Annotated in this window: 22 protein-coding genes; all 22 read right to left on the reverse strand. The window is 65.9% G+C overall.

Annotated elements, in window-relative coordinates; genetic code table 11:
* Positions 1-61 precede the first annotated feature (61 nt).
* Positions 62-247 (reverse strand): 50S ribosomal protein L30, encoded by a 186-nt coding sequence (gene rpmD, locus SFU54_RS06785; RefSeq protein WP_153982797.1) that lies wholly within the window; start codon positions 245-247, stop codon positions 62-64.
* Positions 247-936, reverse strand: coding sequence for a 30S ribosomal protein S5 (rpsE, locus tag SFU54_RS06790; RefSeq protein WP_319015532.1), 690 nt, complete (start codon positions 934-936; stop codon positions 247-249). The genes rpmD and rpsE overlap by 1 nt, the downstream gene beginning before the upstream one ends.
* On the reverse strand, positions 933-1,304 hold the full coding sequence (gene rplR / locus SFU54_RS06795) for a 50S ribosomal protein L18 (RefSeq protein ID WP_319015533.1): 372 nt from the start codon (positions 1,302-1,304) through the stop codon (positions 933-935). The genes rpsE and rplR overlap by 4 nt, the downstream gene beginning before the upstream one ends.
* Before the next feature lie 2 nt (positions 1,305-1,306).
* Positions 1,307-1,843, reverse strand: coding sequence for a 50S ribosomal protein L6 (gene rplF / locus SFU54_RS06800; protein ID WP_319015534.1), 537 nt, complete (start codon positions 1,841-1,843; stop codon positions 1,307-1,309).
* Positions 1,844-1,849: 6 nt separating this feature from the next.
* Positions 1,850-2,248: a 30S ribosomal protein S8 gene (gene rpsH, locus SFU54_RS06805; protein ID WP_319015535.1), complete on the reverse strand. Its 399-nt coding sequence runs from the start codon at positions 2,246-2,248 to the stop codon at positions 1,850-1,852.
* 90 nt (positions 2,249-2,338) lie between these two features.
* On the reverse strand, positions 2,339-2,944 hold the full coding sequence (gene rplE / locus SFU54_RS06810; RefSeq protein ID WP_319015536.1) for a 50S ribosomal protein L5: 606 nt from the start codon (positions 2,942-2,944) through the stop codon (positions 2,339-2,341).
* Entirely contained in the window at positions 2,944-3,303 is a 360-nt protein-coding gene (gene rplX / locus SFU54_RS06815) for a 50S ribosomal protein L24 (protein WP_319015537.1), read from the reverse strand. The genes rplE and rplX overlap by 1 nt, the downstream gene beginning before the upstream one ends.
* Before the next feature lie 2 nt (positions 3,304-3,305).
* Entirely contained in the window at positions 3,306-3,674 is a 369-nt protein-coding gene (gene rplN / locus SFU54_RS06820; protein ID WP_319015538.1) for a 50S ribosomal protein L14, read from the reverse strand.
* A 31-nt stretch (positions 3,675-3,705) separates the two neighbouring features.
* Entirely contained in the window at positions 3,706-4,026 is a 321-nt protein-coding gene (gene rpsQ, locus SFU54_RS06825; RefSeq protein WP_319015539.1) for a 30S ribosomal protein S17, read from the reverse strand.
* On the reverse strand, positions 4,026-4,361 hold the full coding sequence (rpmC, locus tag SFU54_RS06830; protein WP_319015540.1) for a 50S ribosomal protein L29: 336 nt from the start codon (positions 4,359-4,361) through the stop codon (positions 4,026-4,028). Before rpmC ends, rpsQ begins: the two co-directional genes overlap by 1 nt.
* The gene (rplP, locus tag SFU54_RS06835; RefSeq protein WP_153982787.1) at positions 4,361-4,780 is read right to left on the reverse strand and encodes a 50S ribosomal protein L16; all 420 of its coding nucleotides are present in this window, start codon (positions 4,778-4,780) and stop codon (positions 4,361-4,363) included. Before rplP ends, rpmC begins: the two co-directional genes overlap by 1 nt.
* A gap of 5 nt (positions 4,781-4,785) precedes the next feature.
* On the reverse strand, positions 4,786-5,562 hold the full coding sequence (gene rpsC, locus SFU54_RS06840) for a 30S ribosomal protein S3 (protein WP_319015541.1): 777 nt from the start codon (positions 5,560-5,562) through the stop codon (positions 4,786-4,788).
* A 2-nt stretch (positions 5,563-5,564) separates the two neighbouring features.
* Positions 5,565-5,966, reverse strand: a complete 402-nt coding sequence (gene rplV, locus SFU54_RS06845) for a 50S ribosomal protein L22 (protein ID WP_319015542.1) — start codon at positions 5,964-5,966, stop codon at positions 5,565-5,567.
* A gap of 27 nt (positions 5,967-5,993) precedes the next feature.
* On the reverse strand, positions 5,994-6,275 hold the full coding sequence (gene rpsS, locus SFU54_RS06850; RefSeq protein WP_153982784.1) for a 30S ribosomal protein S19: 282 nt from the start codon (positions 6,273-6,275) through the stop codon (positions 5,994-5,996).
* Positions 6,276-6,290: 15 nt separating this feature from the next.
* Positions 6,291-7,127, reverse strand: coding sequence for a 50S ribosomal protein L2 (gene rplB, locus SFU54_RS06855; protein ID WP_319015543.1), 837 nt, complete (start codon positions 7,125-7,127; stop codon positions 6,291-6,293).
* A gap of 19 nt (positions 7,128-7,146) precedes the next feature.
* Positions 7,147-7,458 carry a 50S ribosomal protein L23 gene (rplW, locus tag SFU54_RS06860; RefSeq protein WP_319015544.1) on the reverse strand — a complete coding sequence of 104 codons (312 nt, stop codon included), beginning with the start codon at positions 7,456-7,458 and terminating at the stop codon, positions 7,147-7,149.
* Entirely contained in the window at positions 7,455-8,135 is a 681-nt protein-coding gene (gene rplD / locus SFU54_RS06865) for a 50S ribosomal protein L4 (RefSeq protein ID WP_319015545.1), read from the reverse strand. The genes rplW and rplD overlap by 4 nt, the downstream gene beginning before the upstream one ends.
* 5 nt (positions 8,136-8,140) lie before the next feature.
* Complete coding sequence (gene rplC / locus SFU54_RS06870) at positions 8,141-8,791, reverse strand: 50S ribosomal protein L3 (protein ID WP_319015546.1); 651 nt, start codon at positions 8,789-8,791, stop codon at positions 8,141-8,143.
* An 11-nt stretch (positions 8,792-8,802) separates the two neighbouring features.
* The gene (gene rpsJ / locus SFU54_RS06875; RefSeq protein WP_047561503.1) at positions 8,803-9,111 is read right to left on the reverse strand and encodes a 30S ribosomal protein S10; all 309 of its coding nucleotides are present in this window, start codon (positions 9,109-9,111) and stop codon (positions 8,803-8,805) included.
* 420 nt (positions 9,112-9,531) lie between these two features.
* Positions 9,532-10,011 carry a hypothetical protein gene (locus tag SFU54_RS06880; RefSeq protein WP_319015547.1) on the reverse strand — a complete coding sequence of 160 codons (480 nt, stop codon included), beginning with the start codon at positions 10,009-10,011 and terminating at the stop codon, positions 9,532-9,534.
* A 40-nt stretch (positions 10,012-10,051) separates the two neighbouring features.
* Positions 10,052-11,245: an imidazolonepropionase gene (gene hutI, locus SFU54_RS06885; protein WP_319015548.1), complete on the reverse strand. Its 1,194-nt coding sequence runs from the start codon at positions 11,243-11,245 to the stop codon at positions 10,052-10,054.
* Positions 11,242-12,153, reverse strand: coding sequence for an arginase family protein (locus tag SFU54_RS06890; protein WP_319015549.1), 912 nt, complete (start codon positions 12,151-12,153; stop codon positions 11,242-11,244). The genes hutI and SFU54_RS06890 overlap by 4 nt, the downstream gene beginning before the upstream one ends.
* Positions 12,154-12,159: the final 6 nt, after the last annotated feature.

A 12,159-nucleotide genomic window follows, 5' to 3' on the forward strand; every position in this document is an offset into this window, starting at 1 on the left:
GCTGCCGCAGTCGTCTTCTTGGCCGGGGCCTTGGGGGCCGCGTCCTTCTTCTCTTCAGCCATTAGTCAATCTCCTCGACCGTCACGAGGTGGGCGACCGCACGCACGTAGCCACGGTTTGCCGGGGTGTCTTCGCGCACGACGACATCGCCGATGCGCTTGAGTCCCAGGCTTCGCAGCGTGTCGCGCTGGTTCTGCTTCTCGCTAATGACGGACTTGATTTGGGTCACCTTGAGCTGCGCAGCCATCACGCACCAGCCTTTCCGGCGGCGGCCTCGGCCGCGAGGGCCTCGGCACGCACGAGGCGCGCGGGAGCGACATCCTCAAACTCGAGTCCACGACGGGCGGCAACGGCACGCGGCTCTTCGAGCTGCTTGAGCGCTGCCACGGTTGCGTGGACGATGTTGATGGTGTTCGACGAGCCGAGCGACTTGCTCAGCACGTCGTGGATGCCGGCGCACTCGAGCACCGCGCGAACCGGACCACCGGCGATAACACCGGTACCGGCAGCGGCGGGGCGCAGAAGCACCACACCAGCGGCGGCTTCACCCTGAACCGGGTGCGGGATCGTCGCGGCGACTCGGGGCACGCGGAAGAAGTTCTTCTTCGCCTCTTCGACGCCCTTCGAGATCGCGGTCGGCACCTCACGGGCCTTGCCGTAGCCGACGCCCACCATGCCGTTGCCGTCACCGACGACCACGAGAGCGGTGAAGCTGAAGCGACGACCACCCTTCACGACCTTCGAGACGCGGTTGATGGTGACGACACGCTCGAGGAACGGGCTCTTCTCCGTCTCGCGCTGTCCGCGGTCGCGGTTGGGGTTGCGCTCGCGACCACCGCGACGCGCCTCGCGCGGCTCGGTGGTGGCGTCTGACGACGCAGCGGTCTCCACGGGGGCTTCAGACGCCACGGTCTGCTCCTTCTCGTTTTCGCTCACAGGTCCAGTCCACCCTCTCGAGCTCCTTCGGCGATCGCCGCGACGCGGCCCGCGTAGCGGTTTCCACCGCGGTCGAAGACAACGGCGTCAACGCCGGCCTTCTTGGCACGCTCGGCGACGAGTTCGCCCACCTTGCGCGCCTTGGCGGTCTTGTCGCCGTCGAAGCCACGGAGGTCGCCCTCCATGGTCGAGGCGCTCGCCACGGTGTGTCCCTTGGTGTCGTCGACAACCTGCACGAAGACGTGCCGCGCCGAACGCGTGACCACGAGACGCGGCCGCTCGGCCGTGCCCGTGATGCGCTTGCGCAGGCGGGTGTGACGGCGGCTCTTGGCGGCCGTCTTGCTCTTGCCTCTAGTTCCGAGACCCATGACTACTTCCCACTCTTTCCGGCCTTGCGGCGCACGACCTCGCCGGCGTACCGCACACCCTTGCCCTTGTACGGCTCGGGCTTACGGATCTTGCGGATGTTCGCAGCGACTTCACCGACGGCTTGCTTGTCGATGCCGCTGACGGTGAGCTTGTTGTTGCCCTCAACCGTGAACGTGATGCCGGCGGGCGGGTTCACAGTGACGGGGTGCGAGAAGCCGAGCGCGAACTCGACGCCGTCGCCCTTGGCCTGCACGCGGTAACCGGTACCGACGACCTCAAGGCCCTTGGAGTAGCCCTGAGTGACGCCGATGATCTGGTTCGCAATGAGCGTGCGCGTGAGGCCGTGCAGCGAGCGCGAAGCACGCTCGTCGTCGGGACGGGTCACAACAACCTGGTTGTCTTCGATGGCGACCTCAATGGGGCTTGCGACGTTCAGCGCGAGCTGACCCTTCGGTCCTTTGACGGTGACAGCCTGGCCGTCAATCGTGATCTCAACACCACCGGGGATGTCGATCGGCATGCGTCCAATACGTGACATGGCGGGTTACCACACGTAGGCGAGGACTTCCCCACCCACGCCCTTCTTCATCGCCTCACGGTCGGTCAGCAGACCCGAGGAAGTCGACAGGATCGCCACACCGAGTCCACCGAGAACGGTGGGGATTTCGGTGGACTTTGCGTAGACGCGAAGACCAGGCTTCGACACGCGCTTGATGCCGGCAATCGACCGCTCGCGGTTCGGGCCGTACTTGAGCGACAGCGTCAGGGTGCTGCCAACGCGAGCGTCAGCGACAGCCCAGTCAGCGATGTAGCCCTCGCGCTTGAGGATCTCGGCAATGTGCGTCTTCAGCTTCGAGCTGGGGAGCGACACCGAGTCGTGGAATGCCGAGTTGGCGTTCCGCAGTCTGGTCAGCAGGTCTGCGACCGGATCTGTCATCGTCATGATGAATATTTCCGTTTCTCGTCCGGTTTCGACGCCCGGTACACCGGGAGCCGACCTGGCCGATTGTGGTCCGAAGACCGGATGGAGGTGTTACTGGGCAGCGTCCGTCGAGCGGAAGGGGAAACCGAGCGCACGCAGAAGAGCGCGACCCTCGTCATCCGTCTTCGCCGTCGTGACGACAGTGATGTCGAAGCCGCGAACGCGGTCGATCTTGTCCTGGTCGATCTCGTGGAACACGCTCTGTTCTTGCAGACCGAAGGTGTAGTTGCCGTTGCCGTCGAACTGCGTGGCGCTCAGGCCACGGAAGTCGCGGATGCGGGGCAGGGCGAGAGTGATCAGGCGGTCCATGAACTCCCACGCGCGGTCGCCGCGCAGCGTGACGTGCGCGCCGATCGGCATGCCCTCGCGCAGCTTGAACTGCGCGATCGACTTGCGAGCCTTGGTGACCTGGGGCTTCTGACCCGTGATCGCCGTGAGGTCTTTGACGGCACCGTCGATGACCTTCGAGTCACGAGCGGCCTCACCGACACCGGTGTTGACGACGATCTTCACGAGAGCCGGAACCTGGTGCGGGTTGGTGTACCCGAACTCTTCGGTGAGAGCCTTCGTGATTTCAGCGCGGTACTTCTGCTTGAGGCGCGGCTGGACCTTGTTTGCCAAGGCAGCGCCAGCCGGCGCGGCAGTTTCGGTTGACATTAGAGCTTCTCACCTGACTTCTTGGCGTACCGCACGCGGACGGTCTTCTTGACGCCGTTCTTTTCGACGACCTCTTCGCGGAACCCCACGCGGGTCGGCTTCTTGGTCTTGGGGTCGACAACGGCCACGTTCGACACGTGGATCGGAGCCTCTTGGGTCTCGATGCCACCCGTCTTCGTGCCGCGCTGCGTCTGGCCGACGCGCACGTGCTTCGTGACGTAGTTGACGCCTTCGACGATCACGCGGTTCTTCTCCGCGATGACCTCGATAACGCGACCCTGCTTGCCGCGGTCGCCACCACGCTCTTGCGTGGCGCCGCTGATCACCTGGACGAGATCGCCCTTCTTGATCTTGGCCATGGTTACAGCACCTCCGGGGCGAGCGAGACGATCTTCATGAACTTCTTGTCGCGAAGCTCACGGCCAACCGGTCCGAAGATGCGAGTACCGCGAGGGTCTCCGTCGTTCTTCAGGATCACGGCAGCGTTCTCGTCGAACTTGATGTACGAGCCATCGGCACGACGCGTCTGCTTGACGGTGCGCACGATGACGGCCTTGACGACATCACCCTTCTTGACGTTGCCGCCGGGGATAGCGTCTTTGACGGTCGCGACAATGATGTCGCCAAGACCCGCGTAACGACGGCCTGAGCCACCGAGAACGCGAATCGTCAAGAGCTCTTTGGCGCCCGTGTTGTCGGCCACCTTGACTCTGGATTCTTGCTGAAGCATTTCTTACTCCTAGTGGGCAAGTAGGCGAGGCCTACTTGGCCTTCTCGAGAATCTCCACGAGGCGCCAGCGCTTCGTAGCGGACAGGGGACGGGTCTCAGAGATGAGCACCAAGTCGCCGATGCCGGCGGTGTTGAGCTCGTCGTGCGCCTTGACCTTCGAGGTACGGCGGATGACCTTGCCGTACAGCGGGTGCTTCACGCGGTCTTCGACCTCGACAACAATGGTCTTTTCCATCTTGTCGCTCGTCACATAACCGCGACGCACCTTGCGGTAGCCGCGAGCGGCCTCGTCGCGAACATCGTGCGCCGCCGACTCGTGGCCGGCAGAGGCCTTCTTTTCGGTCGTCGCCATCAGTTCTTCTCCTCAGTGTTGTCCGACGTCGCGGGCTCGGCCTCGGCAGCAGCCTCGGTCTTCGCCTTCGCAGCCTTCTTCGCGGGCTTCTCGGGAACCTCGATGGGTGCCGGAGTGGCCCGCAAACCGAGCTCGCGCTCGCGGATGATCGTGTAGATGCGCGCGATGTCGCGCTTCACTGCACGAAGTCGGCCGTGGCTCTCGAGCTGGCCGGTTGCCGCCTGGAAGCGCAGGTTGAACAGCTCTTCCTTGGCCTTCTTCAGCTCGTCGACGAGTCGCTCGTCTTCAAACGTGTCGAGCTCGACAGGTGCCAGCTCTTTCGATCCGATCGCCATTACGCGTCGCCTCCCTCGCGCTTGATGATGCGTGCCTTGAGGGGCAGCTTGTGAATGGCACGGGTCATGGCTTCGCGAGCAAGCTGCTCGTTGACACCGGCGACCTCGAAGAGGACGCGACCCGGCTTGACGTTCGCGACCCACCACTCGGGCGAGCCCTTACCCGAACCCATGCGGGTCTCAGCGGGCTTCTTGGTGAGCGGACGGTCGGGGTAGATGTTGATCCACACCTTGCCACCACGCTTGATGTGACGCGTCATGGCAATACGAGCGGACTCGATCTGGCGGTTCGTGACATACGCGGGCGTGAGGGCCTGGATGCCGAACTCGCCGAACGTCACCTCGGTGCCACCGGTCGCGTGTCCACTCCGCTTGGGGTGGTGCTGCTTGCGGTACTTGACCTTGCGGGGAATCAGCATTGTTCTTAGCCTTCCGCTCCGGCCGCGACGGGAGCCGCGGTGGCGGCCGAACGGCCACCCTCACGACGAGGACCGCGGTCCGAATCACGACGCTCGGGGCGCGACGACTTCTGGGTCGCCTGCTCGCGAGCAAGTTCTTTGTTGGTGATGTCGCCCTTGTAGATCCAGACCTTCACGCCGATGCGGCCGAAGGTGGTCTTGGCCTCGTAGAAGCCGTAGTCGATGTTCGCGCGGAGCGTGTGCAGTGGCACACGGCCTTCGCGGTAGAACTCCGACCGGCTCATCTCGGCGCCGCCAAGGCGGCCCGACACCTGGATGCGAACACCCTTGACGGTTCCGGTGCGCTGCGCGCCCTGCAGACCCTTGCGCATCGCACGGCGGAAGGCCACACGGGCGCTGAGCTGCTCGGCGATGCCCTGCGCGACCAACTGAGCCTCGGCCTCGGGGTTCTTGACCTCAAGGATGTTCAGCTGAATCTGCTTGGCGGTGAGCTTCTCGAGGTCGGCACGAATGCGCTCGGCCTCGGCGCCACGACGACCAATCACGATGCCCGGACGGGCCGTGTGGATGTCGACGCGAACGCGGTCACGCGTGCGCTCGATCTCGATGCGAGCGACGCCGGCGCGGTCGAGGCTCTTGGTGAGCATCGCGCGAATCTTGACGTCTTCGGCAACGTAGTCCGAGTACCGCTGGCCGGGCTTGGTCGAGTCAGAGAACCAGCGCGACACGTGGTCGGTCGTGATTCCGAGACGGAAACCGTACGGGTTGACTTTCTGGCCCATGACTACTTGCTCGCCTTCTTCTTGCCGGTGCTCGAACCCGTCGCAACCAGCTCGTCCGGCGTGGCGAGCACGACGGTGATGTGGCTGGTGCGCTTGAGGATGCGGAACGCACGACCCTGCGCGCGCGGCTGGAACCGCTTAAGGGTGGCGCCCTCGTCGACGAATGCGCGAGACACGTACAGGTCTTGCTCGTCGAGGAAGGTGTTCGCAGCATCCGCCTTCACTCGCGCGTTGGCGATGGCCGCAGCAACGAGCTTGTAGACGGGCTCGCTCGCACCCTGGGGCGCGAACTTCAGGATGGCAAGCGCCTCGAGGGCTTGCTTGCCGCGGATCAGGTCGACGACGCGACGAGCCTTCTGAGGCGTCACGCGGATGTGTCGCACGCGGGCGATCGACTCCACCATGTCAGTACTCCTCTTCACGCCGCCGGGTTACCGGCGACGACCCTTCTTGTCGTCCTTCTCGTGGCCGCGGAAGGTGCGGGTCGGCGCAAACTCGCCGAGCTTGTGGCCCACCATGGTTTCGGTCACGAACACGGGAATGTGCTTGCGGCCGTCGTGCACAGCGATGGTGTGTCCGAGCATGGCGGGCACAATCATCGACCGGCGCGACCAGGTCTTAATGACGTTCTTGGTGCTGGCCTCGTTCTGGGCGAACACCTTGCGGAGCAGGTGGTCGTCGACGAACGGACCCTTTTTGAGACTGCGAGGCATTGTTCTCGACTCCTACTAGCGCTTCTTGCCAACGTTGCGGCGACGGACGATGAGCTTGTCGCTCTCTTTCTTGCGACCACGCGTGCGGCCCTCAGACTGACCCCACGGGCTGACCGGGTGGCGACCACCACTGGTCTTGCCCTCACCACCACCGTGCGGGTGGTCGATCGGGTTCATCGCGACACCACGCACCGTCGGGCGAACGCCCTTCCAGCGCATACGGCCGGCCTTACCCCAGTTGATGTTCGACTGCTCGGCGTTGCCGACCTCGCCGACGGTCGCGCGGCAGCGCGCGTCGACGTTGCGGATCTCGCCCGAGGGCAGACGCAGCTGGGCGTAGGGGCCGTCTTTCGCCACGAGGCGAACCGAGGCTCCGGCCGAACGCGCCATCTTCGCGCCGCCACCCGGGCGAAGCTCAATGGCGTGGATGACGGTACCCACGGGAATGTTGCGCAGCGGCAGGTTGTTCCCGGGCTTGATGTCAGCCGAGGGACCCGACTCGACGATGTCGCCCTGCGCGAGCTTGTTGGGAGCCAAGATGTAGCGCTTGGTGCCGTCAACGAAGTGCAGCAGCGCGATACGCGCGGTGCGGTTGGGGTCGTACTCGATGTGCGCAACCTTGGCGTTCACGCCGTCTTTGTCATTGCGACGGAAGTCGATGACGCGGTACTGACGCTTGTGGCCACCGCCGATGTGGCGGGTGGTGATGCGACCCGAGTTGTTGCGACCACCGGTCTTGGGCAGCGGACGGAGGAGCGACTTCTCGGGAGTCGAGCGCGTGATCTCGCTGAAGTCTGAGACCGACGAACCGCGACGACCGGGAGTCGTGGGCTTGTACTTGCGAATAGCCATTGTCGTTGTTCCTTCGTGCCTAGCCGACGGCCGTGAAGATGTCGATGGAGCCCGACTTCAGGGTGACAATCGCGCGCTTGGTGTCTTTGCGCTTGCCCGTGCCGAAGCGGGTGCGGCGGGTCTTGCCCGTGCGGTTCAGCGTGTTCACCGTGGCGACCTTGACCGAGAAGATCTTCTCGATAGCGAGCTTGATCTCGGTCTTGTTCGCGCGCGGGTCAACGAGGAACGTGTACTTGCCGTCATCGATGAGCGCGTAGCTCTTCTCGCTGACGACGGGCGCGATGATGATGTCGCGCGGGTCTTTGTTCTGAGCGACAGCGTGGATGCTCATGCGGAGGCCTCTTCCTTCTTCGCGGCCACGGCAGCGCTGGTCTTGTTCGAGGCGGACTTCGCCGCCACGAACGCGTCGTAGGCGCCCTTCGTGAACACGACATCGTCGCTGACCAGCACGTCGTAGGCGTTGAGCTGGTCGGGGCTGATCACGTGCAGGTTCTTGAGGTTGCGCACGCTCTTGCGGTTGAGCTCGTCGTCACGCTCGATCACGACGAGAACCTTGCGGCCCGTCGTGAGCTGGGCGAGAACGGCGGCGGCCGCCTTGGTAGAGGGCACGTCAGAGCCGAAGCCCTCAACGATGTGCAGACGCTCGCCCCGAGCACGGTCGCTCAGCGCGCCCAGCAGGGCGGCCGCGATCATCTTCTTGGGCGTGCGCTGCGCATAGTTGCGCGGGGTCGGGCCGTGCACGATGCCACCGCCGCGGTGCTCAGGAGCACGCACAGAACCCTGACGGCTACGGCCGGTGCCCTTCTGCTTGAACGGCTTGACACCCGAACCCGAGACCTCGCCACGACCCTTGGTCGAGTGAGTGCCCTGGCGAGCGGCCGCGAGCTGGGCCACGACGACCTGGTGCAGCAGCGGAACGTTGGTCGAGACATCGAAAACAGCGGCGGGCAGGTCGACCGAACCGGTCTTCTTGCCAGCGGCGTCGATTACGTCGAGCGAGGTTGCCATGGCGATTACGCTCCCTTCACGGCGTTGCGAACGAAAACGAGACGGCCACGAGCACCGGGAACCGCGCCCTTGATGAGCAGCAGACCCTTCTCGAGGTCGACGGAGTGCACGAGCAGGTTCATGACCGTCACGCGGTCACCACCCATGCGGCCCGCCATACGCATGCCCTTGAAGACGCGGCTCGGGGTCGACGATGCGCCGATCGAGCCAGGCTTGCGGTGGTTACGGTGCGAACCGTGCGAGGCCGACACACCCTTGAAGTTGTGGCGCTTCATGACACCCGCAAAGCCCTTGCCCTTGCTCGTGCCGACGACGTCGACGAGCTGGCCCGCCTCGAAGATGTCGACAGACAGCAGCTGGCCGGGCGTGTACTGCGAGGCGTCAGCCGTGCGCACCTCGGTGAGGTGACGGCGCGGCGTGCTGCCGGCCTTCTCAAAGTGGCCGCTGAGCGGCTTGGTGACCTTGCGCGGGTCGATGGCGCCGTAGGCGATCTGAACGGCCGAGTAGCCGTCGACCTCGGGGGTGCGCACCTGCGTCACCACGTTGGGCGAGATCTCTACGACGGTGACGGGAACGAGTTTGTTGTTCGCGTCCCACACCTGCGTCATGCCGAGCTTCGTGCCCAGCAGACCCTTGGTCGTCTTGGTTGCAGACATGTCGGGGTTCCTTAGAGCTTGATCTCGATGTTGACGTCGGCGGGCAGGTCGAGGCGCATGAGCGAGTCGACCGCCTTCGGCGTCGGATCGATGATGTCGATGAGACGCTTGTGCGTGCGCTTTTCGAAGTGCTCGCGGCTGTCTTTGTACTTGTGGGGCGACCGGATGACGGCGATGACGTTCTTCTCCGTCGGCAGCGGCACGGGGCCCACCACAGTGGCGCCCGCACGGGTGACCGTGTCGACGATCTTGCGCGCCGATGCGTCGAGACCTGCGTGGTCATACGACTTAAGTCGGATGCGGATCTTCTGTCCCGCCATGCTCAACTCTCTTCCTTCTTGGACGTGATGCACCCATCAGGGCACACCTCACGCGGAGCGCAATCGCTGTCGCACCACTGTTCTTCTGTCAAACGAACGGCGCTGACTCAACGGCACCGACCGACCCCCGCGCTCGGGCGTGTCGCCCTCTCGGGAGACGCACACGAACAGGCACAGGGATACCCCTGTGCCGATCGGAGTGGGTTTAAGCTGTGTTCTTCTGCCTGCGGCCTAGGCTCATCGCACCCGGCACGACCCCTCGCGAGAGAGGATGTGCGGAGCTCGTCCTATGCACTGCCTGGCAGTGAGCCGCGCGAAAGCACGGCGTGTGGAACTAGAAGAGTCTGCCATACGCCCCACACGCGTGCAACCCGGGCGTGTCGCGCGGGGCGCGACACGCCGAAGAACCCCAAAACTGCCCTAGGAGAGGCCGTTTTCAGGGTCCAGTCGAGCCACATCGCCCGTTTTTGGCCGCAGAAACACGAGCTCGACGAGAAGAATCGCCGTGAGACCGGCGACAAGCAGGGCGGCGCCGGCGGCTCCCGCGATGGCGAGAACGAGCATCCCCCACGAATCGCCACCGCCGCCGCTCGCCGCGACGGTGACGAGTGCCAGCAACGCCACGTTGATGGTCAGTGCCACGACGAGCGAGACGGCGTGGCTCACGATGCGTGCGCGCGGTGTGCGACGGCGCTGCGCGATCGCACCGATCACGACTCCGACGGCAAAGAGACCGAGAGCGATACCGAGCACACCGAACAGCACTCGGGGCGTCTGGTCGACAAAGGCACTCACGGGGTCGGCCGCGCCGGCCACCGAGAAAACACCGAGAATGATCCACGCCAGCGCGACCGTCAGGCCAACGATGAGCACAATCTCGAGCGCGATACGGCGGGCCATTCGTGACCTTCTTCCCGTGAGGTGAACCGGTGTCGCGAGCCTAGTGCGCGCGCTCGGTGTGCGCGAGAGCGGTGCCGGCGGCGATCACGGTGCGCACGAGGGGAACGCCCGGCCGATAGGCGAGGTAGCGGTAGTCAGGGGCATCGAGGATGACCACGTCTGCCCGCGCGCCCACCCCCAGGTGCCCAACGTCGGTGCGGCGCAGAGCCCGCGCGCCGCCGCGACTGGCGGCGGCGAGCGCGTCGAGCGGAGTCATCCCGAGCTCGCGCACCGCGAGCGCCACGGCGAGCGGCATGCTGCTCGAGAAGTTTGAGCCCGGGTTGCAGTCACTCGCGAGCGCGACGGCGACGCCCGCGTCGAGCAAGCGGCGGGCATCCGGATACGGCTGTTTCGTCGAGTACTCGACGAGGGGCAACAGTGTCGCTACGGTGCCCGCGCCGCCCCGCGCACTCGCGGCGAGCGCATCCACATCGACGTCGGTGAGGTGCGTGCAGTGGTCGACGCTCGCGGCGTCGAGCTCGACGGCGAGGGCAACTCCGCCGTCGGCGTCGAGCTGGCCGGCGTGCACGCGCAGGCCGAGCCCCGCATCCCGACCCGCGGTGAGAATGCGGCGAGCCTCGTCGACCGTAAACGCACCCGAGTCGATAAAGACGTCAACCCAGCGGGCGTGTGGCGCACACGCGGCGAGCATGTCGCCGCACACGAGATCGACGTACGCCTCGCGAACGTCGGCGAACTCGGCCGGAACGACGTGGGCGCCCAAGAACGTGGTCTCATCGGTGACCTCACGGGCGAGGCGCAGAGTGCGCTCTTCGTCGACGAGGCTGAGCCCGTAGCCGCTCTTGATCTCGAGCGTCGTCGTGCCCTGAGCGCGCGATTGGGCAACAAGGCGCGCGAGTCGCTCGCGCAATTCATCGTCAGAGGCGGCGCGTGTCGCGGCGACGGTCGTGCGAATGCCGCCCGCCGTGTAGGGGCGCCCCGTCATGCGGGCCTCGAATTCGGCAACGCGGTCTCCCGCGAACACGAGGTGGCTGTGGCTGTCGACGAAGCCCGGAATCACCGCGGCGCCGTCGGCGTCGATGAGCTCGTCGGTGGCGGGCGCGCTCGCGGCATCGCCCACCCAGGCGACGAGGCCGTCTTCGATCACGAGCGCAGCGTCGGTGCGAATGGGCCGATCGGGTTCGGCTGGGTCGAACGTGACGAGCTGCCCGATGTTCGTGATGACCGTGCTCATGCGCTCACTCCCCCCGTGCGGCTCGCGAGACCGGCGAGTGCCTCGAGCACACACAGCGCGGCGAGCCGAATCGTGCGCTGATCAGGAGTATCGCGCATCGCATCGAGTTCGGTGAGGTCAATGCTCGTGACGGCCGGATGCGCTCCCGCAAGCCGCGCGGCGGTGCGCAGCTCGATCGCACTCAGGCCGCCAGGCACGCTCGCGGGGCAGCCGGGCGCCACGCTGCGGTCGCACACATCGATGTCGAGGTCGACGTGCACGGGGCCGCCCGCCGACGCCGCACGGTCGAGCGCCGCGGTCATGGCGGATTCGATGGGGGTGCTCAGTAGCTCGGCTCGCGTGACGACGGTGATGCCGTGCTCACGGGCCCGGGCACGATAGGCCGCAGAGTTCGCCAGCGGTTCGATGCCGAGCTGGCTCACGCGCTCGCCCGCGAGTCCCGCCTCGAGCAGCCGACGCACGGGCGATCCGTTCGTGACGCCATCGCGCAGATCGTGGTGCGCATCGAGCGTCACGAGACCGGCGGTGCTGATCGCGGCGCCCCACGACCCGAGGGCGGCCGGCACGGTCGCGGCGTTGTCGCCGCCGAGCACGATCACGAGGGATGCCGCGCTCGCGAGTTCGGCAACCCGTGCCATCGCGGCCGCCTCACCCGCGCCGTCGGGCTCGGGCACATCGCCCGCGTCGAGGACGGTCAGCGGCGAACCATCGGGCCGAGTGAGCGCGTCGGCGGAGTAGTAGCGCAGGGCATCCCGAATCGCCGCGGGGGTCGTGTGCGCTTGACCCGGCGAGAGCGCGGTGCGCCAGGTCGGGATGCCCACCAGCACCGCATCGGCGTGCGCGCCCGGGGCCCAGGCCGGCCAGTCTCCCGCCCGGGGCCACAATGGATCGTGCGCGAGGGCGGCCATCAGTGC

The sequence above is a fragment of the Microcella sp. genome (assembly GCF_033763155.1).
Lineage (GTDB): Bacteria > Actinomycetota > Actinomycetes > Actinomycetales > Microbacteriaceae > Microcella.

Bases quoted from the DNA above. Each gene is read 5' to 3' on its own strand.
- rpsH (WP_319015535.1), bottom strand. From the start codon at position 2,248: ATGACGATGACAGATCCGGTCGCAGACCTGCTGACCAGACTGCGGAAC.
- rplW (WP_319015544.1), bottom strand. From the start codon at position 7,458: ATGAGCATCCACGCTGTCGCTCAGAACAAAGACCCGCGCGACATCATC.
- rpsJ (WP_047561503.1), bottom strand. From the start codon at position 9,111: ATGGCGGGACAGAAGATCCGCATCCGACTTAAGTCGTATGACCACGCA.
- SFU54_RS06880 (WP_319015547.1), bottom strand. From the start codon at position 10,011: ATGGCCCGCCGTATCGCGCTCGAGATTGTGCTCATCGTTGGCCTGACG.
- rplP (WP_153982787.1), bottom strand. From the start codon at position 4,780: ATGCTGATTCCCCGCAAGGTCAAGTACCGCAAGCAGCACCACCCCAAG.
- SFU54_RS06890 (WP_319015549.1), bottom strand. From the start codon at position 12,153: ATGGCCGCCCTCGCGCACGATCCATTGTGGCCCCGGGCGGGAGACTGG.
- rplB (WP_319015543.1), bottom strand. From the start codon at position 7,127: ATGGCTATTCGCAAGTACAAGCCCACGACTCCCGGTCGTCGCGGTTCG.
- rpsC (WP_319015541.1), bottom strand. From the start codon at position 5,562: ATGGGCCAGAAAGTCAACCCGTACGGTTTCCGTCTCGGAATCACGACC.
- hutI (WP_319015548.1), bottom strand. From the start codon at position 11,245: ATGAGCACGGTCATCACGAACATCGGGCAGCTCGTCACGTTCGACCCA.
- rpmC (WP_319015540.1), bottom strand. From the start codon at position 4,361: ATGGCGATCGGATCGAAAGAGCTGGCACCTGTCGAGCTCGACACGTTT.
- rplN (WP_319015538.1), bottom strand. From the start codon at position 3,674: ATGCTTCAGCAAGAATCCAGAGTCAAGGTGGCCGACAACACGGGCGCC.
- rplC (WP_319015546.1), bottom strand. From the start codon at position 8,791: ATGTCTGCAACCAAGACGACCAAGGGTCTGCTGGGCACGAAGCTCGGC.
- rplX (WP_319015537.1), bottom strand. From the start codon at position 3,303: ATGGCCAAGATCAAGAAGGGCGATCTCGTCCAGGTGATCAGCGGCGCC.
- rplV (WP_319015542.1), bottom strand. From the start codon at position 5,966: ATGGTGGAGTCGATCGCCCGCGTGCGACACATCCGCGTGACGCCTCAG.
- rplE (WP_319015536.1), bottom strand. From the start codon at position 2,944: ATGTCAACCGAAACTGCCGCGCCGGCTGGCGCTGCCTTGGCAAACAAG.
- rpmD (WP_153982797.1), bottom strand. From the start codon at position 247: ATGGCTGCGCAGCTCAAGGTGACCCAAATCAAGTCCGTCATTAGCGAG.
- rplD (WP_319015545.1), bottom strand. From the start codon at position 8,135: ATGGCAACCTCGCTCGACGTAATCGACGCCGCTGGCAAGAAGACCGGT.
- rplF (WP_319015534.1), bottom strand. From the start codon at position 1,843: ATGTCACGTATTGGACGCATGCCGATCGACATCCCCGGTGGTGTTGAG.
- rpsS (WP_153982784.1), bottom strand. From the start codon at position 6,275: ATGCCTCGCAGTCTCAAAAAGGGTCCGTTCGTCGACGACCACCTGCTC.
- rpsQ (WP_319015539.1), bottom strand. From the start codon at position 4,026: ATGGCGACGACCGAAAAGAAGGCCTCTGCCGGCCACGAGTCGGCGGCG.
- rplR (WP_319015533.1), bottom strand. From the start codon at position 1,304: ATGGGTCTCGGAACTAGAGGCAAGAGCAAGACGGCCGCCAAGAGCCGC.